Origin of the sequence: Streptomyces sp. NPDC050619, from assembly GCF_040654815.1 — a bacterium.
In the GTDB taxonomy this organism is placed as follows: domain Bacteria; phylum Actinomycetota; class Actinomycetes; order Streptomycetales; family Streptomycetaceae; genus Streptomyces.
The window spans coordinates 22,592-46,112 of sequence record NZ_JBFAIR010000059.1; the positions used below are offsets into that span (position 1 = coordinate 22,592).

Consider the following 23,521-nt stretch of genomic DNA (forward strand, 5'->3'; position numbering starts at 1 on the left):
CACACAGCCGGGAGCGGTTCGCTGAGATGATCAAGAGAGGTGCCCTGGCACAGGACACCAGCTGAGGTGGCTTCCCGGAGTTCACGGGCCAGACCGAGCTCGCCGACTCCGCGTCGTCGGCGAGCCGGGAGAGGTATTCGGTCCCCTCGCCCGCGAGAAAGCACGGCTTGACCTCCGGCCTGGCCCGGCAGCAGGCGCACGTGACCTGTTGGGCTCATCATGTCCGTACCTCCACAGCGTGCTGAGCCGAGGGCCGATGCCCTTACCGTGCACGGCCAGCTCGACGCTCCCTGATCGCACCCCAGCCGAACGGTCAACCGACAGCTGCGGCGTACCGCCGTAGCTCAACCGTCCAGCCCGCAGGCGGGGTTTGTGCCGGGCGAGCCACGACCCACAGGCCCATGGCCACGTCGAGCCCTTCCTGCCATCGGGCGGGATCTGTGCGGTGACCTGCGGCCACCGTGGTATTCGATCTACAGCTGGAGTATCACGGGCGCCGATAGATCGAAATCGAGTGCCCGACTTCGTCCACCGCCCTACTACTGTCGATCAGCGCCGCCAGCGGCCCCTCTGCAGTGGCGACCGCGGAGTCCGACACGACGAGCAGTCCGCGCACCTCGTCCGGGGAGACCGTCAATGGGTCGGAGGCGTGGATGCCGTAGTAGGAGGGCTCGCCGCTGCCCTTGTAGACCAGCCAGACCCTCTCGTGCGGGTAGCGCTGCCGCAGGCGGTCGGCGAGCCGGCCGAGGTCCTGGCCCCAGTCGACGTTCGAGTCGTGGAGCCACAGGTGGGTCTTCGCGGGCCCGCCGAACGCCTCGTTGGCATACGGCAGGTAGTACGGGTACGTGCTGAGCGAGCTGACGGCGACGAACGCGACGAGCGCCGCTGTCACGGCGTACGCCCACCGTCGCCGGACGGCGATCACGGCCGCCGCCGCGACGGCGAGGAAGAACGGCATGAAGATCGCGTACCGGACGCCGAGGTCGCGATCGCCGGTCATGGCCGAGGCGAGCAGAACGGCCGTGGGAAGCAGCACGTACGGGAGCGCGGGCCGCAGTCGCCGGATCGCGCACAGTCCCACGGCACCGGCCGCCCACAGGGCGAGCATGCCGAGCGGCGTCTTCACCAGCAGGGCGGCCGGCAGGTAGTACCAGAGCGCGCCGCTGTAGGGGCGGCCGTAGAGGAAGCCGGCCCGTACCACGATCTCCTCCTTGCCGAACTGGATCAGCATCCCGTCCCGGTACTCGCGGGGGAGCGGCAGCAGGTCGGCGGCGAGGGCCCGCAGCCCGTGCACCTTGGGCATATCGGCGGGCGCGGTCCAGTGCAGCCGCGGGTCGACGACGAGATAGGAGGCCCACACCACGGCGACCGCGATCAGCGCCATCCCGGCCGCCCACGCGACTCCGAGCGCGAGCGGCCGTGCCATGCGGCGCGGGACGTGCCAGGGTGCGCGTCGGGCTGCCAGGACGGACAGCACTGCGAGGAGGAGCACCACGGGAACAGCCGGCAGCGTGTTCATCTTGGTGGCCAGGGCCGCGCCGAGCGCGGCCCCCGCCAGCGGGAGGTACACACCCGGCCGACGGCGCGCTCGCCAGGTAAGCCAGACCGACGTCAGCACGAAGCCCGCCGCGGGCACGTCGAGGGTGGCCAGTGACCCGTGGGCGATGACGTCGGGCGAGAAGGCGTACAACGCGAGCGCCGCGAGGGCGCCCACGCGGCCGGTGAGGTCACGGGCGAACGCGCAGACGACCAGCCCGAACAGCAGCGTCAGCACGATCATCGGCATACGGGCCCACAGCATCAGCCGCTGCGCGTCGTTGCCGGTCTCGAACAGCAGATGGCGCCCAAGCCTGCTCTGGTCACCGGGAAAGCCCTGCTTGAGGTGCGGGTCGGCGACGAGCACACCGGTCGCGATGATGAGCTTGCCCAGCGGCGGATGCTCCGGGTTGTACCGCAGGCTGTGCTCTTTGAGATAGACCGTGGCCGTGCCGACGTACACCGGCTCGTCGGTGGTCGGGGACTGCTCCCTGGCCGTGGTGACCATCGCCACCGCCATCTGGGCGAGGAGCGCCACGACGGCGAGCACGAACACCAGCTGTCGGTGCCGGCGCAACGCCGCGAAGCGCTCCGCGGGTCTTCGGGGCCGCCCGTCGCTCTCGCGGGCGCTGTCGGCGGTTTCCGTCTGCACGGCCCCAGAACCCGGCCCGACGGCATGCGTTGGCACCGCCGGGCCCTGGACCGCTCGATGGCCGCTCCGGGCAGCTCTCACCCCTTGCGGACCAGCTTCTTCAGTCTCGACATCGTCGACACCTTCGGCGCGCTCTCGTACGCCTTCTTCAGCTGCGCGAAGTGGTCGGCGCGGGTGCGGCTGAGGTACTCGTCGGTCTGCAGCGGCCTGGCGATCGACCAGGCCCTCTTGTGCTGGCCGTCGTAGTGGCAGACGAACGCCTTGGAGAACTCCAGCACGGACTTGAAGGGGATGCCGCCGGTGTGGTCGCGGTCGACGCGCTCCTGGACGGCGGAGATCAGCTTCAGCTTCTCGTCGACCGTGTAGGTGTCCTCGGTGATCCGGTGCATCACGTCCGTGGGGATCGGCTTGGTCACCTCGAAGGCGAGCGTGGAGCGGATCGGCGGGCCCGCGATCTCGATGTACGGCAGGAGGGCGCCCGTGCTGTGGTGCAGCCAGGGCAGACGCGGTCCCGCGAAGTCCTGGTGGAGGACGACCGTGCCGGGCTGCATGCGGGTCAGGAACCGCTCCGACACGCACTTGAAGACCTTGGCCGTCTTGGCTATGTCGATGTGCAGGAACTCGACCGGGCTGGTGTCCGACGGGTCCGAGGTCTGCCACAGGTCGCCGGCATGGATCTCCAGGAACGGTAGGAAGGGGTCCAGACGGCGCCTGAAGTCGTCCAGGAACGAGTCGTCGTCCTCCGGCTTGTGCCCGGAGTCGAAGAACTTCTCCGTGGCGTACGTGCCCTTGCCGACCCGGAAGAAGTCGTACGCGTGCAGCCGTCCCGTCTTCTCGTCGAAGGCCGGGTTCTCCTGGAGGCCCATCGCGAGCGTGTACGTCGATCCGCCGCCGCCGGAGCCCAGTTCGACGATCCGGCCCTTGCCGGTGAGGTGATGCCGCCCCACGAGGTAGAGGAACTGCAGCTCCCACTGGCTGCACTGGGTGTAGGGCAGGTCGTCCGGCAGCTTGACGCTGTCGAATATGGAGTAGAGCCGGCCGAGCGTCGTCATGAGTTCCTCACGGATTCCGATAGGCGGTGCCCGTGATCCTAGGGATCTATGCACCGCCTATCCACGAAATCCACGGATTGACTCGATGATGGGATTGTCTCTCCATGGGGTTCCCGGAGAGTTCACCCCGGGTTCGCTCAGCGTTTCACAACCTTCTTCAACGCCCGAGCCCGCCGCACCACCCGCCGAGCCGTCGCATTACGCGGCAGAAACGCCAGCCGTTCCGGAATTCCGCCCGGCAGGCCGAGCGAGGTGAGCCGCTTGCGGCGGAAATAGCGGTGGGTGCGTGGGGCGAAGTGCTTCGACAGGTAGCGTTCCGCCGCCGGGCGCAGGGGCGGATAGATCTGCGGCTGCATGGTGAAGCCGACCGCGGTGATCAGGGCGTTCAGCTCGTCGGCCGGAATCGGGGCCTGGCCCTTCCGGTCCTCCAGGTCCGGCAGAACGGCGTCGGCCAGGACCGCCGGGATCCGGTTGCTGTTCTGGTACGGCGTCAGCCGCTCCAGCAGCGACTCGGTGCCGATGCGGGCGACCGGCAGGTCGTAGAAGGAAGCCGCCGTGAAGAGGGCCGTAGAGAAGCAGCCGACCACCAGGCCCGGCCGTGCGTTCTCGAAGAGCACCTCCGCGAGCACCGGTGTGTCCAGGACGGTGAGGTCGACGCCGAGTTTCTCCGCCTCGGTCTCCAGCGCGCGGCTGAAGCGGGCCGGCGCGGTGGGGTGCGGCTTGAAGACGACCGTGCGGTGGCCGCGGGCGACCGCGCCCCGCAGCATCCGCACGTGCAGGTCCTCCTCCTCCTTGGCGGAGAGGATGTTCAGCGCGGACAGGTACTGGCCGAGCAGCAGCGCCGCGTTGTCCGGCAGGGCGGGCAACGAGGACAACGAGGAGACGGTCGCGGTGAGTTCGGTCATCACCTTCAGGAACGCCGACGTCGGCACCATCTGCGCCGGCACGGCGAACTCGGTCAGCAGCATCGGCGTCAGGCCCGGCACCAGGTCCAGGTGCAGCAGCCGCCGCACCCGCGTGCCGACCAGCGGGTCGAGCTTGTTGCGGGTGGGGCCGTAGCTCATCAGGCCGTCGGCGTAGACGTCGATCGGGGCGCCGGTGAACATCTGGGCCACCGTGAGGGCGGGGGTGACCTGGATGGACTCCATGGCGAGTTCCACGCGGTCGTCGCCGAGGTTCCACAGCAGGCGCAGGTAGCGCTCGAAGAGGGGGATGTCGTCGGGGCGCGGGGTCCAGGAGCCGGGGTGGAAGGGGCGGATGGCCTCGTTCCAGGACAGTACGTCGTCGAAGTGGTCGCGCAGCGGCTCGAAGCCCGGCATCCGGTCGAGGGGGAGCGTGGTCTCCGGGGTCGCGGAGTTGTTGAAGACCAGCAGCACCCGGCGGTCCGGCTCCTCGAAGAGGTCGGAGTCGATCGCGGCGGCCAGGGTGGCGACGCCGTACAGCGTGGAGGCGCAGAAGATCTGAGTGGTGCGGGGGGTGGTGGCAGGGGACATCAGGCGGCCGCCTTCGCTGTGGTGACCCGGCGCCGCAGCCGCCGGAGCTTGGAGGAGCGGTGCATGTCCATCGTCTCCAGTACGTCACCCAGCGCGTCCTGCGGCATACGCTTTATCGCCGCCGCGCTCCTGGCCCGCAGCTGCTTGGCCACGGACGGTTCCCACTTGGACTCGTCCGCGAGGTGGTGGGCGATGATCGCGCAGTACGTGCGCACCGCCTTGGGCAGCAGCCGGTCGGCGTCCGCGTCCGCGGCCGTCTCCTCGATCACCTGGTCGAAGGCGCGGATGAAGTCGAGCTGGCGGACGTCGCCGATCTGGGTCAGCGAGGAGGCGACCCCGCGCCGGTAGAACACGCCGAGCAGGCTGACCACGGCGAACGACTCCGCCTCACGGTGCAGCTTCCAGATCCACGGCCGGTCCTCGGCCGTGCGCAGCCCGTCGGTGAAGTGCAGCAGGCCCTTGTCGAGCAGGCGGCGGTGGTAGACGCCGGCCCAGGCGTAGGCGTAGTCCACCGAGGTCGTCCGGTCGGCCGGCAGGATCGCCTCGCGCGGGTTCAGCACCTGGTGTCTCAGCCCGACCGGGGCCCGGTGCACGGACCGGGCGCGGGCGGTGGCCTGCACATGGTCGGTGCGGACGAAGTCGCAGCCCAGCTCCTCGATGGACGACACAAGTTCGGAGAGGTAGCCCGGGGCCAGCCAGTCGTCGCCGTCGAGGAACGTCAGGTATTCGCCCCGCGCGGCGTCCAGTCCGGTGTTGCGGGCGGTGGCGAGACCCCCGTTCACCTCGTGGCGGACATGGCGTACTTGGGCGACGTTCGAAAGTTCCTCGGCGGCGCGTTCGAGAATGGCCGGCGTTTCGTCCTTCGAATGGTCGTCGACGAGCACGAACTCGAAGTCCTGCCGGGCGTTCATTCGAAGGCTTCTGAGGGTGTCCGGGGCGTATTGCTGCACGTTGTAGAACGGCACGATCACGGAGAGCTTTGGCACCTGCAAAAGGCTAGGCGGCTGCCCGGCAGTGGAACTTTCCGGTGGGGGTACGGGGGGTGAACTCAATGTGTCGGAACGGTGCATCCCGTGTACTTCCCGCTCTCTGACGGGCCAGTTCGGCTCTCGGATGGGTGTTGTTAACTTTTCGTTGAGTCGTGGTTGGGCAAAGCCTTGGAATTGCTTCCTAGCGTCTTCCTCGTGCCACCCAGTACCAGAAAGCCCCCACGCATTGCCGTCCTCGCGGACTCCGACACCCGCTGGAAATGGGGTGCGTTGACCGCGGACCGGATAGCTCCGGGCCCGTCCATGGAAACCGGACCGCGCGACGACGCGCAAGTCGGCCCTGCCCTGAGCGGATTCCTGCTGCGCGGCCGGGCCACGCCCACGCCCCGCCAGCTGGAGGAAGTGGGGGTGCGCGCCGACTCCTTGCGGGAGGTCACGGCCGTCGAATTCCTGCGCGCCATGGCCGAGGAGGAGTACGACATCCTCGTCATCGCCCTCGTCGGCGGCGGCGTACAGGCGATGCTGCACGGCCTGGCGCGCGTCTGGGAGGGCCGCGCCAAGCGGCCCCTGGTCGTCACCGGCTATGTCGGCGTCGTCTACGAGAAGCTCGCCGACGGCCTCCTGCTGCGGCACGGCGCCGACCTCGTCCTCGCCAACTCCCGCCAGGACGCGGATCGTTTCCGCGCGGTGTACGAGGGAGTGGGCGCCGACGCCTCGTCGGTGACGGAGGTGGCACTCCCGTTCCTCGGCGGGGACACCTACACCGGCGAGCACGACCCGTACACGGTGGTCTTCGCCGCGCAGCCGTCCGTGCCGGACAGCCGCAAGGACCGTACGTACCTGCTGGAGCGGCTCGTTCGGCACGCGCGGCTGCACCCGGAGCGCGAGGTGCTGCTCAAGCTGCGCTCCAAGCCGGGCGAACACACCACGCACATCGAGGAGTTGCCCTACCAGAAGCTGGTGCAGAGGCTGGACGCGCCGGCCAACTTCCGCATGGCGTACGGGCACATGGGCGAGGTCCTGGACCGCACCGACCTGCTGGTGACGGTCAGCTCGACGGCCGCCCTGGAGTCACTGCACCGCCGTATCCCGACCGTCGTCCTCAGCGACCTCGGCGTCCGCGAGGTGCTGGGCAACCACCACTTCGTCGGCTCCGGCTGCCTCGCCTCCTGGGACCAGCTGGACGCCGGACACCGGCCGGTGCCCGACGAGGAGTGGGTGGCCCGGCAGGGCGTCGCCGCTGGGGGTCCCCCCTCTGGGGGAGGCTCGTACGCCACCGCCTTCGACGCGGCCCGCGAGCGGATCGCCAAGCTGCTGGCCGCCCCCGAACTGCCCCCGCTGGCCCCGTACTACACACCCGTGACCGCGCCCGGCTATCTGCCCGGCATCCTCGCCCGCCATCACCTCGGCCCGGACGGCAGCCCGCTGCCCGGCGCCCCCGCCGCCGACAAGGACCCGGGACCGGTCCGGCAGATCGTGCGCCGGGCGGCGCGCGGCGCCTACCGGCACGGGGTGCAGCGGGTCGCCCCCGTCATCCGGCGGATGGGGGAGCTGTGAGCGCCGCCCCTATCCCTTCCCTAGGAGTACAGGCCATGTCCAACCCGGAAGCGGGCCAAGGCGCTTCGGTGCGCCGGGTGCTCGCGGTGATTCCCGCGCGCGGCGGCTCCAAGGGCGTGCCCGCGAAGAACCTCGCCTCCGTCGGGGGTGTGCCGCTGGTGGCGCGGGCGGTGCGCGAGTGCCGGGCGACCCGGCTGGTGACGGACGTGGTCGTCTCCACCGACGACCAGGCCATCGCCGCCGCCGCCCGGGAGGCCGGTGCCGAGGTCGTGCTGCGGCCCGCCGTCATCGCCGGCGACACCGCGACCTCCGAGGCCGCGGTCCTGCACGCGATGGACGCGCACGAGGCCCTGCACGGAGCGGCCGTCGACGTGGTGCTGCTCGTGCAGTGCACCAGCCCCTTCATCGTCCGCGAGGACATCGACGCGGTGGCGGGCGCGGTCGCCGAGAACGGCGCCGACACCGCGGTCACCGTGGCGCCGTTCCACGGCTTCATCTGGCGGGACGCGCAGGACGACCTCGCCAACCCCGGTGAAGCGAGCGGCGGTCACGGCGTCAACCACGACAAGTCCTTCCGCCCCCGCCGCCAGGACCGTCCCCAGGACCTGCTGGAGACCGGCGCCGCCTACGCGATGGCGGCCAAGGGCTTCCGCGAGCACCAGCACCGCTTCTTCGGCCACACGGAACTCGTGCGCACCGACCCGGCGCGTGTGCTGGAGATCGACGACCCGCACGACCTGGCCCGGGCCCGGGCCCTCGCGCCGCTGTTCGACGCGGACCGGCCCGGTGCCTTCCCGACCGCCGACGACATCGACGCGGTCGTACTGGACTTCGACGGCACCCAGACCGACGACCGGGTGCTGATCGACTCCGACGGACGGGAGTTCGTCTCCGTGCACCGCGGAGACGGGCTCGGCATCGGGGCCCTGCGCAAGTCGGGCCTGAAGATGCTGATCCTGTCCACGGAGGTGAACCCTGTGGTCGCCGCCCGGGCCCGGAAGCTCCAGCTCCCGGTCCTGCACGGCATCGACCGCAAGGACCTCGCGCTGAAGCAGTGGTGCGAGGAGCAGGGCATCGCGCCGGAGCGCGTGCTCTACGTCGGCAACGACGTCAACGACCTCCCGTGCTTCGCCCTCGTCGGCTGGCCCGTGGCGGTCGCGAGCGCCCATGACGTCGTGCGCGGCGCCGCACGCGCGGTCACCACCGTCCCCGGTGGCGACGGCGCGATCCGAGAGATCGCCAGCTGGATCCTCGGCCCTTCTCTCGATTCCCTCAACAAGTAAGGAACGTTCCTGCCATGAGCTCTGTGATCGCCAACTCCCGCCTGCGCACGTTCGGTTCGCGCACCGCCGGCCCGGGTCAGCCCGTCTACATCACCGGCGAGATCGGGATCAACCACAACGGTGACCTGGAGAACGCGTTCAAGCTGATCGACGTGGCCGCCGAGGCCGGCTGCGACGCCGTCAAGTTCCAGAAGCGCACGCCCGAGATCTGCACCCCGCGCGACCAGTGGGACATCGAGCGCGACACCCCCTGGGGCCGGATGACGTACATCGACTACCGCCACCGCGTGGAGTTCGGCGAGACCGAGTACCGCCAGATCGACGAGCACTGCAAGAAGCGCGGCATCGACTGGTTCGCCTCCCCGTGGGACACCGAGGCCGTCGCCTTCCTGGAGAAGTTCGACGTCCCCGCCCACAAGGTGGCCTCCGCCTCCCTGACCGACGACGAGCTGCTGCGCTCCCTGCGCGGCACCGGCCGCACGATCATCCTCTCCAGCGGCATGTCGACCCCGAAGCAGATCCGCCACGCGGTCGAGGTCCTGGGCAGCGACAACATCCTGCTCTGCCACGCCACGTCGACCTACCCGGCGAAGGCCGAGGAGCTCAACCTCCGCGTCATCAACACGCTGCAGGAGGAGTACCCGAACGTCCCGATCGGCTACTCCGGCCACGAGACGGGCCTTCAGACCACGCTGGCCGCGGTCGCCCTCGGCGCCACCTTCGTCGAGCGCCACATCACCCTCGACCGCGCCATGTGGGGCTCCGACCAGGCCGCCTCGGTCGAGCCGCAGGGCCTCACGCGCCTGGTGCGCGACATCCGTACGATCGAGGCCTCGCTCGGTGACGGCGTGAAGAAGGTCTACGAGTCCGAGCTCGGCCCGATGAAGAAGCTGCGCCGCGTCAGCGGTGTCGTCGCCGAGGCGGAGATCGCCGCGGCGGCGGGCGAGCCGGTCTCGGTCTGAGCCCGCCCATCCCAGAGCCCGCCCATCCCAACCCCCCAGTGAAACACTTACGACGGGACGGTCGTACGTAGATGAGCCGCCGCGCCGGGTCCGCCGGCCCCCGCACTCTCGCCTTCGTGGAGAGTCCGGTACAGCTGCTGAACGTGCTGGAGTGGGCGCACGAGCATGCGCCCGGCGCGGGGTTCACCCTCGTCGTACTGTCCCCGATCGACCCCATGACGCGCGGCCAGCTGCGCCGCATGTCCGAGCTGGCCCGCGAGGAGGGTCACCAGGTCCGCTGGGAGGAGGCGCGGGGCGGGACGATGGCGCCGTTCCACACCATCGGCGGCCTGACCGGGATGCTCCGCAAGGCGGACCGCGTCGTCCTGGGCGACCCCTTCTCCCGCTACGTACAGCTGCTGCTGACGATCACCGGCGCCCGCGACCTCGTCGTGGTCGACGACGGCACGGCGACGATGGAGTTCGTCGCCCAGCTGGCCAGCGGCGAGCGCCTGGTGCGCTGGCACCGCAAGGGCGGCCGGCCCCGCCCCCGCGATCTGGTCTTCGCCCCGGTGTCGTCCGTCGCCCGGCGCCGGCTGACGCCGAGCGGGAACCGGACGGTGGAGGTCTTCTCCTCCATGCCGATGGGCGAGACCCCGCCCGGGGTGACGGTCACCGCGCACACCTTCGCCTGGACCCGCTCCCGCTTCGGCCCGCCCCGCATCACCAAGGGCGCCGACATGGTCGGCACCTCGCTGGTGGAGACGGGAGTCGTCGACGGCGACCGCTATCTGGAGGCCGTGCGCACCCTCGCCAAGGCGCACGGCGCGACCCGCTACTTCGCCCACCGCCGCGAGGCCACGGAGAAACTCCACCGGCTGGCCGTGGAGACGGGCCTGGAGATCGTCCGCCCCGACCTGCCCCTCGAGCTGATCGCCCGCCGGGGCCCGGTCGGCCGTACGATCCTCAGCTTCCCGTCGACCGTCGTCCACACCCTCCCGCTCGCCCTGTCCGGCACGGACGTACGGGTCGCGGTCTGCGACATCGACCCCGCCTGGCTCACGGAAACCGCCTCGCCCCGGGCCCAGGGCTTCCTGTCCGGCGTGACGGGAACGGCCCGGGACGTGACGCGGCTGCCGACGGTGACCGCGGTCTGACCCCTATGTGACCTTTCTCGCCAGCAGAAAGGCCCGCGGCCGCTTCTCCTCCTCGTACGGCTCACGCATCACCCGGGCATGCAGCCGAAGGCCCGCCTTGGTGAGGTGATCGGCCACCGTCTCGGGGGTGCGCCAGTAGTAGTCGAGGGAGATCTCGTGGCCGAAACGTTCCGTCATGTGCAGCCGCTCGTCCTCGTCCCCCGACTGGAAGGCGAGCAGGACGTGCCCGCCCGGCACCAGGACGCGGTGGAACTCGGCGAACGCCGCCGGCAGATGCTCGTCCGGCACGTGGATGATCGAGTAGAGGGCGGTGATCCCGCCCAGCGTTCCGTCCGGCAGGTCCAGGGACGTCAGTGAGCCCACATGGAAGCGCAGGTCGGGATGGGCGCGCCGGGCCAGCTCCACCATCCGCGGCGAGACATCGACCCCGAAGACCGGCAGGCCGAGCGCGTGCAGCCCGGCGGTGACGTGCCCGGGGCCGCTGCCCAGGTCCGCCACCGGCGCCGGAGCCACCGTCCGCGCCAGCTCGGCGAAGGCTCCGACCAGCGCGAGGTCCAGGGGTCTGCCGCCCAGGACGTCGGGGAAGCGCTCGCTGTAGTCCTGGGCGATCGCGTCGTACGAGCTTCGGGTGGCCTGTATGAAGTCCGGGCTGTCGGTGCTCACGCTGCCGCACCCTACTGAGGCGACCGCCCCTCGCGCTCGTCCGACAGGTGAACAGACCGGTCTCTTCTCGGCCAGGCGTGGTATCCGTGAAGGAAGGGATGGGTGCCCTGTGGTGTTCACTCGGCAGCCACTCGGCCGAAAAGCGGCTGAGTTTACCCACCCCGACCGGTACATATACGTCCGGCGGTCAGATTTTCTACCTCTGACAGGTTGAAGATTTGTTGATCGAGGGTCAATCGGCCCTCCGGGCGTCCTACCCTTCAGAGGGTGAAGCAATTGATGTCGCTAGAGTCCGAGGTCGATCTTCCCGGGGAAGCCGTGCTTCCCGGTGCGCTTCCCGAGGCGCTCCGTGCCGAGCTCGTCGCGTTCCGGCGCGACCTGCACATGCACCCTGAGCTCGGCAACCAGGAGTTCCGCACCACCGCGGCGATCAAGGAACGGCTGGAGAGGGCCGGTCTGAAGCCGCGCGTCCTCGCCGTCGGGACCGGCCTCGTCTGCGACATCGGTGAGTCGGACGGGGGGCCTCCCATGCTCGCCCTCCGCGCCGACATCGACGCCCTGCCCATCCCGGACACGAAGAGCGACTCCCCGTACCGCTCCACCGTCCCGGACCGGGCGCACGCCTGCGGCCACGACGTCCACACGACCGTGGTGCTCGGCGCCGGCCTCGTGCTCGCCGAACTGCACAAGCAGGGGCTGCTGCCCCGGCCCGTGCGGCTGCTCTTCCAGCCTGCGGAGGAGGTGCTGCCCGGCGGTGCCGCCGACGCCATCGACTGCGGGGTGCTCGACGGGGTGGGCCAGATGATCGCCGTGCACTGCGACCCCCGGGTCGACGCGGGCCGGATCGGGCTGAGCGAGGGCGCCATCACCTCCGCCTGCGACCGGCTGGAGATCTCCCTCGACGGACCCGGCGGACACACCGCGCGGCCGCATCTGACCACCGACCTCGTGACGGCCGCCGCCCGGGTCGTCACCGACGTGCCCGCGCTCGTCGCCCGCCGCGTCGACACCCGCAGCGGACTCGCCGTGACCTGGGGCCGGATCGAGTCGGGCCACGCCCCGAACGTGATCCCGCAGCACGCCGAGCTCTCCGGGACCGTACGGTGCCTGGACATCGACGCCTGGCGGCAGGCGCCCGACATCGTGGTCGCCGCGATCGACGAGGTCGCCAATCTGCACCGGGCCAAGTCGGAGATCAACTACGTGCGGGGCGTCCCGCCCGTCGTCAACGATGCCGGTGTGACCGAACTGCTCCGGGACGCCATGACGGTCCGCCGCGGCGCCGACTCCGTCGAGGGCACCGAGCAGAGCCTCGGCGGCGAGGACTTCTCCTGGTACCTCCAGCACGTGCCCGGCGCCATGGCCCGGCTCGGCGTGCGCACCCCCGGCGAGCGGACCGTGCGCGACCTCCACCAGGGTGATTTCGACGTCGACGAGTCGGCGATCACGGTGGGCGTGGAGCTGTTCACGGCGGCGGCGATGCTGGACGTGGCGGGTCGCTAGGACCCCGCCCAAGCGGCGCGCGGCGGCCTCCCCGGGAGGTTGCCGCGCCGTCCGGCGCAACACACTTGTAAGCCAATCGTGAATTGCCCGCAACGCGCGGTGCGAAGTCCCAAGACCTCGTGTTCAGACGTCGTTTGCCTCGAATCGATAACGGCTTCAGAAGAGGTGTTTTCTGACATCTACGCGCGTTACGATGCCGCGAAGCCGACGCCGACGGGGCGTCTGGGCTCGAGCACTGCCATGGTGCTCACATCAAGCGCCGATTTGGCGCTCAGGTCAGGTGAAGGAGCCTTCCCGTGCGCCGGGTGACCAAGCTTTCCGCTGTGTGTATAACGTCCGCAGCTCTCGCACTGTCTGTCACTGCCTGTGGCAGCACCTCCTCCGACAACGACAGCTCGTCCTCCAACGGCGACGGCATCAAGATCGGTCTCGCCTACGACGTCGGCGGCCGTGGTGACCGTTCGTTCAACGACTCCGCCGCGCGTGGCGCCGACAAGGCCAAGGACGAGTTCGGCGGAGAGATCAAGGAACTGACCGCCAAGAGCTCGGACACCGAGGCCGACCGCGAGCAGCGCCTGTCGGACCTGGCCGACGCCGGCTACAACCCGATCGTCGGTGTCGGCTTCTCCTACGCCACCTCGATAGCCAAGGTCGCCGCGAAGTACCCGAAGGTCAGCTTCGGCGTCGTCGACGGGGTGGCGGACGCCAAGAACGCCGACAGCATCCTCTTCACCGAGGAGCAGGGCTCCTACCTGGCCGGCGTCGCCGCCGCGCTCAAGACCAAGAAGGACCACGTCGGCTTCATCGGCGGCGTGGACACGCCGCTGATCAAGAAGTTCGAGGCGGGCTATGTCCAGGGCGTCAAGGACACCAAGCCCAAGGTCAAGGTCGAGGTGCAGTACCTGACCCGCGGCTCCGACCTCTCCGGCTTCGCCAGCCCCGACAAGGGTTCGGAAGCCGCGGGAGGCATGCTCGACAAGGGTGCCGACGTCATCTACGCGGCGGCCGGCTCCTCCGGCAACGGCTCGATCGAGGCCGTCAGCGCCGTCAAGGGTGCCTGGGCCATCGGCGTGGACTCCGACCAGTACAACATCCCGGGTCTGGCCAAGTACAAGAACTCGATCCTGACCTCGATGGTCAAGAACGTGGACCTCGGTGTCTACGACTTCATCAAGTCCGTCCACGACGAAAAGCCGCTGACGGGCGTGAACGACTACTCGCTCGCCAAGGGCGGTGTCTCGCTGGCCACCAGCGGTGGCTTCATCGACGACATCAAGGCCCAGCTGGACGCGGCCAAGAAGAAGATCGTCGACGGCGACATCAAGGTCAAGACCACCCCGTGACCTTGCGGGTCCCGTCGGACCCCGGCTCGGCGAGGGGCCGCTCAGCGGCCCCTCGCCGAGCCATAACAATGTGTCAACTCTACGCGGGTAGCATGGAGTTGCCGCGCTAGCGTCGCCGACGCCTGCCCTCCCCCCGCAGCCCCTTTCCCCCGAGGAGAGTGCGCCATCAACGCGTCCAGCCCTCCCGCTGCCGTCGAACTGCGCGGCATCACCAAGCGATTCCCCGGCGTCGTCGCCAACCGTGACATCGACATCACCGTCCGCACGGGCACCGTCCACGCCCTGTGCGGTGAGAACGGCGCCGGCAAGTCCACCCTGATGAAGATCCTCTACGGCATGCAGCTGCCGGACGAGGGCACCATCGCCGTGAACGGCGAGCGGGTCACCTTCCACAACCCCGCCGACGCCATCGCGCGCGGCATCGGCATGGTGCACCAGCACTTCATGCTCGCCGACAACCTCACCGTCCTGGAGAACGTCGCCCTCGGCGCCGAGAAGCGGTACGGCATCGGCGCCAAGGCGCGTACGAAGATCAAGGAGATCTCCGACGCGTACGGGCTGAACGTCCGGCCGGACGTCCTCGTGGAGGAGCTCGGCGTCGCCGACCGCCAGCGCGTGGAGATCCTCAAGGTCCTCTACCGCGGCGCCAAGACCCTCATCCTCGACGAGCCCACCGCCGTCCTCGTGCCGCAGGAGGTCGACGCCCTCTTCGACAACCTGCGCGAGCTGAAGGCCGAGGGGCTCACCGTCATCTTCATCTCCCACAAGCTGGGCGAGGTGCTGTCCGTCGCCGACGAGATCACCGTCATCCGGCGCGGCACCACGGTCGGCACGGTGGAGCCGAGGAACACCACCGCCAAGCAGCTCGCCGAGCTGATGGTCGGCAGCGCACTGCCCACGCCGGAGACCGGGGAGTCCACGGTCACGGACATCCCGATGCTCGACGTGGCCGGGCTGCGCCTGAGCCAGACGGACCTCGACGGCGTCGAGCGGATCATCCTCGACGACATCACCTTCACCATCCACCAGGGCGAGGTGCTCGGCATCGCCGGCGTGGAGGGCAACGGCCAGTCCGAACTGGTCGAGGCGATCATGGGCATACGGGATCCCGACGGCGGCGTCATCACGCTGGACGGCACCGACATCTCCCACGCCCCCACCCGCCGCCGCCGCGAGGCGGGCGTCGGCTACATCCCCGAGGACCGCCACCGCCACGGCCTGCTCCTCGAAGCACCGCTGTGGGAGAACCGCATCCTCGGCCATGTCACCGAGCGGCCCAGCTCGCGCGGCGCACTGCTCGACCTCAAGGCCGTCCGCGCCGACACCGAGCGCATCATCAGCGCGTACGACGTCCGCACCCCCGGCATCGACGTGACCGCGGCCTCGCTGTCCGGCGGCAACCAGCAGAAGCTGATCGTCGGCCGTGAGATGAGCCACGCGCCCAAGCTCCTCATCGCCGCCCATCCCACCCGCGGTGTGGACGTCGGTGCGCAGGCCGCGATCTGGGACCACATCCGGGAGGCTCGCCGCGAGGGCATGGGCGTCCTGCTGATCTCCGCCGACCTCGACGAGCTCATCGGGCTCTCGGACACCCTGCGGGTGATGTACCGCGGCCGCCTGGTCGCCGACGCGGACCCCGCCACGATCACCCCCGAGGAGCTGGGCTCCGCCATGACGGGTGCGGCCACCGGCCACCTGGAGCACACAGAGGACGACGACCGATGAACAAGCTCACCTCACGGATCGACCGGGAGCGGCTGCTCCTCGGTGTCGCGGCGCCGCTGCTCGCGCTCGTCGCCGCGCTCGTCGTCACCGCCCTGGTGATCCTCTCCACCGGCAAGAACCCGGGCGCCGCCTTCAGCGACATGCTGACCTACGGCTCCGCCAGCGACAGTCAGGTCTACATCCTCAACAAGGCGACGACGTACTACCTGGCGGGTGTCGCGGTGGCCATCGGCTTCCGCATGAACCTGTTCAACATCGGGGTCGACGGCCAGTACCGGCTCGCCGCGTTCTTCGCCGCGGTGCTCGGCGGCGCGCTGACCCTGCCGGGCTTCCTCGCCATCCCGCTCATGATCCTCTGCGCGATGGGCGTGGGCGCCGTCTGGGCCGGTATCGCCGGTGTCCTCAAGGTGACCCGGGGCGTCAGCGAGGTCATCTCGACGATCATGCTGAACTCCATCGCCACCGCGATCATCGCCTACCTCCTCCAGCCGGGTAAGCTCGCCGAACTCCAGAGCGGCGGCACCGTCGTATCGACGAAGCCACTGCCGCAGGACTCGTGGTTCTTCTCGATCGACACGGGCCCGGCCGGCGTGCTCTGGGGCTTCATCGTGATCGCCGCCGTCGTCGGCGTCGCGTACTGGTTCGTGCTCGGCCGCACCCGCTTCGGCTTCGATCTGCGGACCGTCGGCCAGTCCGAGTCCGCCGCCGCGGCGAGTGGCGTCAGCGTCAAGCGCATGATCGCCACCAGCATGATCATCTCGGGCGCGGTGGCCGGTCTGATCGGCATGCCGACCCTCCTCAACGACAGCCACCAGTTCAGCAACGACTTCCCCTCGGGCATCGGCTTCACGGGCATCGCCATCGCGCTGCTCGGCCGCAACCACCCGATCGGCATCGCGCTCGGCGCCCTGCTCTGGGGCTTCCTGGAGCGCACCACCAACCACCTGGAGTTCGAGGGCTACGACAAGGAGATCCTCGGCGTCATCCAGGGCGTCATCGTCCTGTGCGTCGTCATCGCCTACGAGGTCGTACGCCGTTACGGCCTCCAGCGCCAGCAGCAGCGGGTCGGCGCCGAGCTCGCCGCGCAGGCCGCCGCCCCGAACGAGAAGCAGGAGGTGGCGTGATGACTGCCACGATGACCGACACGCCGCCCCCCGCGGCACCCAAGGCGGAGACGGGAAGCAAGCGCCAGAGCCGGTCGTTCGGCCAGATCCTCATGATCGTCGCGGGTGCGCTGCTGCTTGTGGCCGCGGTCCGCGTGATCACCGGCGCCGACCAGCTCACCTCCGACGGACAGATCTCCGCCGCGCTGGCCCTCGCCGTGCCGATCGGCCTCGCCGGACTGGCGGGCCTGTGGTCCGAGCGGGCCGGCGTGGTCAACATCGGTCTCGAAGGCATGATGATCCTCGGCACCTTCGGCGCCGGCTGGATCGGCTGGCAGTCCAGCCCCTGGCTCGGCCTGCTGTGCGGTGTCGGCTTCGGTGTCCTCGGCGGCCTGGTGCACGCCGTCGCGACCATCACCTTCGGCGTCGACCACATCGTCTCCGGCGTCGCGGTCAACCTGCTCGCGCTCGGCGCCACCCAGTACCTCGCCAAACTCTTCTTCTCGGAGGGCGGCGCGGCGGAAGCGGGCGGCAACCCGAAGCAGTCCCCGCCCGCGGACTCGCTGGGCGACATCACCGTGCCCGGCCTCTCCGACGGCCTCCAGTCGATCGAGAATCACCACTGGTTCCTGATCTCCGACCTCGCGGGCATCCTCGGCGGTCTGGTCACCAACGTGTCCGTGGTGACGCTCCTGGCCGTGGCGCTGTTCGTCGGGAGCTGGTGGCTGCTGTGGCGCACCCCGTTCGGCCTGCGGCTGCGTTCCTGCGGTGAGAACCCGATCGCCGCGGAGTCGCTCGGCGTCAACGTCTACCGGTACAAGTACGTGGCCGTGGCCGTCTCCGGCGGCCTCGCCGGACTCGGCGGTGCCTTTCTCGCGCTGGTCACCTCGCACATCTACCTGGAGGGCCAGACCGGCGGCCGCGGCTACATCGGCCTCGCGGCCATGATCTTCGGCAACTGGCGGCCCGGAGGCCTCGCGATGGGCGCCGGCCTGTTCGGCTTCTCGGACGCGCTCCAGCTGCGCAGCGGCGGCGAGACCGTGCACGCGCTGCTGCTCCTGCTGGTCGTCCTGCTGGCGGTACTCGCCGGCTGGAAGCTGTACCGCAAGGCACACTGGCAGGGCGGGATCAGCCTCTTCGTCGCCGGGCTCGTCCTGCTCTGGTACCTGTTCACCGACGAGGTGCCGGGCGACTTCGTGGGCGCCACCCCGTACGTCGTCACACTGCTCGTGCTGTCGCTGTCCGCCCAGCGCCTGAGGATGCCCAAGGCGGACGGCATGCGCTACCGGAAGGGACAGGGCAAGTGACCGTCGCCGACACGGGTTCCGCGGGCGTCGACTGGGAGGCGCTGAGACAGGCGGCACGCGCGGCCATGTCCCGCGCGTACGCCCCGTACTCGGGGTACCCGGTCGGCGTGGCGGCCCGGGTCGACGACGGCCGTACCGTCACCGGCTGCAACGTGGAGAACGCCTCGTACGGCCTCGGCCTGTGCGCCGAGTGCGGGCTCGTGTCGCAGTTGCAGAACACCGGGGGCGGGCGTCTGACGCACTTCACCTGCGTCGACGGTCGGGGCGAGATCCTCGTCCCGTGCGGCCGGTGCCGCCAGCTCCTGTACGAGTTCGGCGGCCCCGATCTGCTCCTGGAGACCCCGGCGGGCATCCTGCCGCTGTCCCAGATGCTGCCCCAGGCCTTCGGGCCGGACCATCTCACCAAGTAACTCCCGTGCGGCCCCGCTGAGTTGCCCAGGCTCTCAGAGGGGCCGCACGGTTTTCCGAACGCTGGAAGGAACGCCATGGCCATGGACGCCGTCTCCGTCATCCGCACCAAGCGGGAGCGCGGTGAGCTCAGCGACGAGCAGATCGACTGGGTCATCGACGCGTACACCCGTGGCGAGGTCGCCGACGAGCAGATGTCCGCGCTCGCGATGGCGATCCTGCTCAACGGCATGGACCGCCGGGAGATCGCCCGCTGGACGGCCGCGATGATCGCCTCCGGCGAGCGCATGGACTTCTCGTCCCTGTCCCGCCCGACCGCGGACAAGCACTCGACCGGTGGCGTCGGCGACAAGATCACTCTCCCGCTGGCCCCGCTGGTCGCGGCCTGCGGTGCCGCCGTACCCCAGCTGTCGGGCCGGGGCCTCGGCCACACCGGCGGCACCCTGGACAAGCTGGAGTCGATCCCCGGCTGGCGCGCGCTGCTGTCGAACGAGGAGATGCTGTCCGTCCTGGACGGCGTCGGCGCGGTGATCTGCGCGGCGGGCGACGGCCTGGCCCCCGCGGACAAGAAGCTGTACGCCCTGCGCGATGTGACCGGCACGGTCGAGGCGATCCCGCTGATCGCCTCCTCGATCATGTCGAAGAAGATCGCGGAGGGGACGGGTTCGCTGGTCCTGGACGTGAAGGTGGGCACGGGCGCCTTCATGAAGACCATCGAGGACGCGCGGGAGCTGGCGCGGACGATGGTGGGCCTGGGCACGGACCACGGCGTGAACACGGTCGCGCTCCTGACGGACATGTCGACCCCGCTGGGCCTGACGGCGGGCAACGCGCTGGAGGTCAGGGAGTCCCTGGAGGTCCTGGCGGGCGGCGGCCCCGCGGACGTCGTGGAGCTCACGCTCGCCCTGGCCCGCGAGATGCTGGCCGCGGCCGGGGTGAAGGACGCCGACCCGGCCAAGGCCCTGGCCGACGGCTCGGCGATGGACGTCTGGCGCCGCATGATCGCGGCCCAGGGCGGCGACCCGGACGCTCCGTTGCCCACGTCGAAGGAGCAGCACGTGATCAAGGCGGGCGCCTCGGGCGTCCTCACCCGCCTCGACGCCTACGACATCGGCATCGCCGCCTGGCGCCTGGGCGCGGGCCGCGCCCGCAAGGAGGACCCGGTGCAGGCGGGCGCGGGCGTGGAACTGCACGCCAAGCCCGGCGACACGGTGAGGGAGGGCCAGCCCCTGCTGACCCTGCACACGGACACACCGGAGCGGTTCGCGTACGCGCTGGAGGCGGTGGAGGGGGCGTACGACATCGGGGTGGCGGGGACGGAGTTCTCGGCGTCGCCGGTGGTGCTGGAGCGGATCGCCTGACCTGGGGTTTCCTCGTTCGGGTGAATGAGATCGGTGGACCTGCGCCGGTCCCGTTCGGCATGCTGGGATCGGTGACGCAACGATAGGAGACCGCCATGAGCGCACTCACCGTGAGCCAGGACCCCGAGCAGAGCTGGGACGACCTCGTCCGGTTCTGGGAGGAGATGGAATGGCCTGAGGGCAGCAAGGTGGAGATCATCGAGGGGATCATCACCGTGTCACCTGCTCCCGCGTACCGTCACAATCTGATCGCGGAAGGCATCCAGCGCCGCCTCTACTCCGTGATCCCCGAGGACTGGGGGATCTTCCAGACGCTGGCCATCGCCGTGCCGTCGCGCCTGGGCATGCTCATCCCGGACCTCGTGGTGGCCCCGAGGCGGGAGGGCTTGGAGACGGACACCCACATCCCGGCCGCCCTGGCCGAACTCGTCGTCGAGGTCACCTCCAAGTCCAACGCCCGCCACGACCGCATCAGCAAGCCCGCCGCCTACGCCGCCGCAGGCATTCCGCTCTACCTTCTCGTCGACCGCTGGGGCCCCGACGGCCCCGCTGCGACGCTTTACGGAGAACCGAAGGGCGATGTCTACCGCCCCCTGAGCACCGCGAAGTTCGGCGAGACCATCAAGCTTCCGGCTCCCTTCGATCTCGCCATCGACACCAGTGAGTTCCCCGAATCCTGAGTCACCCGAGCAGCGCCGCCACCACCACCAAAACCGGCACCGCCAACACCGTCGACACCAGGATCGAATCCCGCGCCAACCGCTCGCCCACCCCATAACTGGACGCGTACGTGAACAGGTTCTGCGCGGCCGGCAGCGCGGAGGTCACCACCACGTCGAGCAGCGGGGCTCCGTGCAGCCCGAACACCCCCGCCGCGAGGCCCCAGGCCACCAGTGGCTGTCCCACCGCCTTCAACGCGACCGAGAGCAGCACGAGCTGACGGTCCGGGCCCCGGCCCGGCATCGCGCTGCCGCACAGGGAGATGCCGAAGGCCAGCAGGACCGCCGGGACGGACATGTTGCCGATCAGGGTCACCGGGTCCATGACCGCGGACGGGACCCGCAGGCCCAACGCCGAGACCGCGACTCCGGCCAGTGAGCCCACCGCGATCGGGTTGCGCAACGGCGTCAGCAGCCGGTGCCACAGCGGGCCCTTCTCGTCCCGGCCCGACCAGTCCAGGATCGTCAGCGCGACGGGCGTGAGCACGAGGAGCTGGAACAGCAGGACCGGTGCCACCAGCGAGGCGTCGCCCAGGACGTACACGGCGATCGGAATACCGAGGTTGCCCGAGTTGACATAACTGGAGCACAGCGCGCCGATCGTCGTACGGCCCACGCCCCAGCCGCGTACGACCCCCACCGCGATGAAGACGCCCGCCGCCGCGGCCGTGCTCAGCGCGGTCACCAGCAGGCGGCTGGAGAAGATCACCGAAAGGTCGGCCCGGGCGAGTGTGGTGAACAGCAGGGCCGGTGAGGCCACGTGGAAGGCGAGCTTGGTCAGCACCTCGCGGCCGTGCTCGCCGAGGTGGCCGCCGCGGCCGAGCAGATAGCCGACGCCGATGACGACGGCGATGACCGCGAAGCCCGTCAGCACCCCTTGCACGAAGCCTCCTCAGAGGTGAGGAGGCCGTGACGTATCCAGGGGGGCACCGATGCGTGGGACATACAGCCAACCCTCCGGGGAAGGAGGGCGGCGGGTCAATGTGATCCCGACCGGCGGACAGACCAGGCGGACAGACCAGGACGGCTCCGGACAGCGGCCGAGTCGGCGGACACGACCCCCGATGAGTTACGCCCGCCCGCCAGGTCTACAGATCGTGGACGCCATGACACCCGCTGTACTCGTGTTGGCCGGCCCCGTCACCCGGGACGAGGTGACTGGGCTCTGCGACGACGTGCGGGCCCTGCTGGAGGCCACCGGTGCCGGGGTCGTGGTCTGTGACGTCGCGGGGCTGGGGCCGCCGGGGCTCACCGCCGTAGACCTGCTGGCGCGGCTGGAGCTGGCCGCCCGCCGGGCCGACGGCCGGATCCGGCTCCGCGAGCCCGCCCCCGCCCTAAGCGCCCTCCTCGACCTGGTCGGCCTCAGCTTCGAGATGGAGGGGCAGCCCGAACAGCGGGAACCAGCGCTTGGTGTCGAGGAAGCAGTGGAACCCGGTGATCCGGCCGTCTGATATCTCCAGAACCTGCACCGCCCAGGGAGTGAAGCCACCCGCCTCGGGGTCCGGCTTGTACTGGGCGAAGCCCGGCAGGCCGTTGACCTGGACCGGCACCAGGCGCGAGCCCGCGCAGGGGGCGCCGAGCGTCGTCATGAAGCCCGTGATGTCCTCCTGGCCGGTGAGCCACAGGTCGAACGGCGGCATCGTCATGACGGCGTCCTCGTGCAGCAGGGCCGTCAGCGCCGTCATGTCGTAGCCCTCGAACGCCGCCACATAGCGGTCCAGGAGCTTCTGCTGCTCCTCGTCCAGCGGGTCGGACACGGCGGCGTCAGCGCCGTGCTGCTCCCGCTCGGCGAGCGTCGCACGGGCCCGCTGCAACGCGCTGTTGACCGACGCGACCGAGGTGCCGAGCAGCTCGGCGACCTCGCTCGCCCTCCAGGCCAGCACCTCACGCAGGATCAGCACCGCGCGCTGCTTGGGCGGGAGTTGCTGGAGGGCGGCCATGAAGGCGAGCCGCACGGACTCCTTGGCCACGGCCGCCTCCGCCGGGTCCTCGACGGTGGGGAGGACGCGTGCGTCGGGCATCGGTTCCAGCCAGGTGTTGTCCGGGCGGGGGGAGAGGGCGGCCTGGGCGAGGGGGGTGGACTCCGTGAGGTCCATGGGCCTGGCTCGCTTGTTGCCGGCGGTCAGCATGTCCAGACAGACGTTTGTCGCGATGCGGTAGAGCCAGGAGCGGAGGCTGGAACGGCCCTCGAACTTCTCGTAGCTGCGCCAGGCCCGGATCATGGTGTCCTGCACCGCGTCCTCGGCCTCGAAGGAGGAGCCGAGCATGCGGTAGCAGTAGCCGGTCAGCTCTGTCCGGTGTCTCTCGAGCCTGACGTCCAGGTCTGTCGTAGTCGCCGTGCCGTTCGTCATCGTCCACCCACCCCTGTGGCCGTACCTGTCCGCACGCGTCTTCACGCCCGGCACTTCGGAAGCTACCGCAGGGCACTGACAATGGCTCGCGGAGTGAGGAAAGGTGCAGGTCGGACGGGGTGCGCGTTGCTGGGGGCTCCGCCCCCAGACCCCCGGTCCATGCCCACCCACCGCCCGTCTCGGTGGGTCGAAAGCGAAGAACGGCGCTCAGCCACATCTTGAGCGCCGGTTCAGGTGTCTCAGCCCGTCCGTCGTTCACTTTGAGCGCCGGTTCAGGTCACTTCAGCCCGTCCGGCGTTTGAGGACGAGGCCGTTCAGGCCGAAGGGGGTCTGGGGCGCAGCCCCAGCGGGGTGCGGGGGCGGAGCCCCGCGAGGGGT

20 protein-coding genes are annotated in these 23,521 nt (G+C 70.0%); 13 read left to right on the forward strand and 7 right to left on the reverse strand.

Annotated features, from left to right (window positions below):
* Positions 1-487 precede the first annotated feature (487 nt).
* From AB0I77_RS49680 to AB0I77_RS49695, 4 genes are all read right to left on the reverse strand, one after another.
* Positions 488-2,056: a phospholipid carrier-dependent glycosyltransferase gene (locus AB0I77_RS49680; RefSeq protein WP_363289620.1), complete on the reverse strand. Its 1,569-nt coding sequence runs from the start codon at positions 2,054-2,056 to the stop codon at positions 488-490.
* A gap of 209 nt (positions 2,057-2,265) precedes the next feature.
* Entirely contained in the window at positions 2,266-3,240 is a 975-nt protein-coding gene (locus AB0I77_RS49685; protein WP_363289601.1) for a class I SAM-dependent methyltransferase, read from the reverse strand.
* 137 nt (positions 3,241-3,377) lie between these two features.
* Positions 3,378-4,733 carry an alpha-2,8-polysialyltransferase family protein gene (locus AB0I77_RS49690; protein WP_363289602.1) on the reverse strand — a complete coding sequence of 452 codons (1,356 nt, stop codon included), beginning with the start codon at positions 4,731-4,733 and terminating at the stop codon, positions 3,378-3,380.
* Positions 4,733-5,719 (reverse strand): glycosyltransferase family 2 protein, encoded by a 987-nt coding sequence (locus AB0I77_RS49695; protein WP_363289604.1) that lies wholly within the window; start codon positions 5,717-5,719, stop codon positions 4,733-4,735. The genes AB0I77_RS49690 and AB0I77_RS49695 overlap by 1 nt, the downstream gene beginning before the upstream one ends.
* A gap of 198 nt (positions 5,720-5,917) precedes the next feature.
* Here AB0I77_RS49695 and AB0I77_RS49700 point away from each other — a divergent pair, with 198 nt between their 5' ends.
* From AB0I77_RS49700 to AB0I77_RS49715, 4 genes are all read left to right on the forward strand, one after another.
* Entirely contained in the window at positions 5,918-7,279 is a 1,362-nt protein-coding gene (locus tag AB0I77_RS49700; RefSeq protein ID WP_363289605.1) for a DUF6716 putative glycosyltransferase, read from the forward strand.
* A 35-nt stretch (positions 7,280-7,314) separates the two neighbouring features.
* Positions 7,315-8,562 (forward strand): N-acylneuraminate cytidylyltransferase, encoded by a 1,248-nt coding sequence (locus AB0I77_RS49705; protein ID WP_363289606.1) that lies wholly within the window; start codon positions 7,315-7,317, stop codon positions 8,560-8,562.
* A 23-nt stretch (positions 8,563-8,585) separates the two neighbouring features.
* A complete protein-coding gene (locus tag AB0I77_RS49710) occupies positions 8,586-9,524 on the forward strand; it encodes an N-acetylneuraminate synthase family protein (protein ID WP_363289621.1) in 939 nt (312 codons plus the stop codon).
* A 71-nt stretch (positions 9,525-9,595) separates the two neighbouring features.
* Positions 9,596-10,660, forward strand: coding sequence for a hypothetical protein (locus tag AB0I77_RS49715; RefSeq protein WP_363289607.1), 1,065 nt, complete (start codon positions 9,596-9,598; stop codon positions 10,658-10,660).
* 3 nt (positions 10,661-10,663) lie between these two features.
* Here the strand turns inward: AB0I77_RS49715 and AB0I77_RS49720 are convergent, their stop codons facing one another.
* Positions 10,664-11,323, reverse strand: a complete 660-nt coding sequence (locus tag AB0I77_RS49720) for a class I SAM-dependent methyltransferase (RefSeq protein ID WP_363289608.1) — start codon at positions 11,321-11,323, stop codon at positions 10,664-10,666.
* Positions 11,324-11,602: 279 nt separating this feature from the next.
* On the opposite strand from AB0I77_RS49720, the gene AB0I77_RS49725 reads away from it, so the two are divergent.
* The 8 genes from AB0I77_RS49725 to AB0I77_RS49760 all read left to right on the forward strand — a co-directional run bounded on the left by AB0I77_RS49725 (position 11,603) and on the right by AB0I77_RS49760 (position 20,753).
* Positions 11,603-12,826: a M20 family metallopeptidase gene (locus tag AB0I77_RS49725; RefSeq protein ID WP_363289609.1), complete on the forward strand. Its 1,224-nt coding sequence runs from the start codon at positions 11,603-11,605 to the stop codon at positions 12,824-12,826.
* A 296-nt stretch (positions 12,827-13,122) separates the two neighbouring features.
* Complete coding sequence (locus tag AB0I77_RS49730) at positions 13,123-14,169, forward strand: BMP family ABC transporter substrate-binding protein (protein WP_363289610.1); 1,047 nt, start codon at positions 13,123-13,125, stop codon at positions 14,167-14,169.
* A gap of 198 nt (positions 14,170-14,367) precedes the next feature.
* A complete protein-coding gene (locus AB0I77_RS49735; protein ID WP_363289622.1) occupies positions 14,368-15,894 on the forward strand; it encodes an ABC transporter ATP-binding protein in 1,527 nt (508 codons plus the stop codon).
* A complete protein-coding gene (locus AB0I77_RS49740) occupies positions 15,891-17,018 on the forward strand; it encodes an ABC transporter permease (RefSeq protein ID WP_363289611.1) in 1,128 nt (375 codons plus the stop codon). Before AB0I77_RS49735 ends, AB0I77_RS49740 begins: the two co-directional genes overlap by 4 nt.
* Entirely contained in the window at positions 17,018-18,304 is a 1,287-nt protein-coding gene (locus AB0I77_RS49745) for an ABC transporter permease (protein WP_363289612.1), read from the forward strand. Before AB0I77_RS49740 ends, AB0I77_RS49745 begins: the two co-directional genes overlap by 1 nt.
* Complete coding sequence (locus tag AB0I77_RS49750) at positions 18,301-18,714, forward strand: cytidine deaminase (protein WP_363289613.1); 414 nt, start codon at positions 18,301-18,303, stop codon at positions 18,712-18,714. The genes AB0I77_RS49745 and AB0I77_RS49750 overlap by 4 nt, the downstream gene beginning before the upstream one ends.
* 75 nt (positions 18,715-18,789) lie before the next feature.
* Complete coding sequence (locus AB0I77_RS49755) at positions 18,790-20,073, forward strand: thymidine phosphorylase (protein ID WP_363289614.1); 1,284 nt, start codon at positions 18,790-18,792, stop codon at positions 20,071-20,073.
* A 95-nt stretch (positions 20,074-20,168) separates the two neighbouring features.
* On the forward strand, positions 20,169-20,753 hold the full coding sequence (locus AB0I77_RS49760) for a Uma2 family endonuclease (protein WP_363289615.1): 585 nt from the start codon (positions 20,169-20,171) through the stop codon (positions 20,751-20,753).
* 1 nt (position 20,754) lies between these two features.
* Here AB0I77_RS49760 and AB0I77_RS49765 read toward each other — a convergent pair whose 3' ends face one another.
* Positions 20,755-21,675, reverse strand: coding sequence for an AEC family transporter (locus AB0I77_RS49765; protein WP_363289616.1), 921 nt, complete (start codon positions 21,673-21,675; stop codon positions 20,755-20,757).
* A gap of 181 nt (positions 21,676-21,856) precedes the next feature.
* On the opposite strand from AB0I77_RS49765, the gene AB0I77_RS49770 reads away from it, so the two are divergent.
* Positions 21,857-22,243, forward strand: coding sequence for an STAS domain-containing protein (locus AB0I77_RS49770; RefSeq protein WP_363289617.1), 387 nt, complete (start codon positions 21,857-21,859; stop codon positions 22,241-22,243).
* Here AB0I77_RS49770 and AB0I77_RS49775 read toward each other — a convergent pair.
* Positions 22,127-23,143 (reverse strand): sigma-70 family RNA polymerase sigma factor, encoded by a 1,017-nt coding sequence (locus tag AB0I77_RS49775; protein ID WP_363289618.1) that lies wholly within the window; start codon positions 23,141-23,143, stop codon positions 22,127-22,129. The genes AB0I77_RS49770 and AB0I77_RS49775 overlap by 117 nt on opposite strands.
* Between the last annotated feature and the right edge of the window lie 378 nt (positions 23,144-23,521).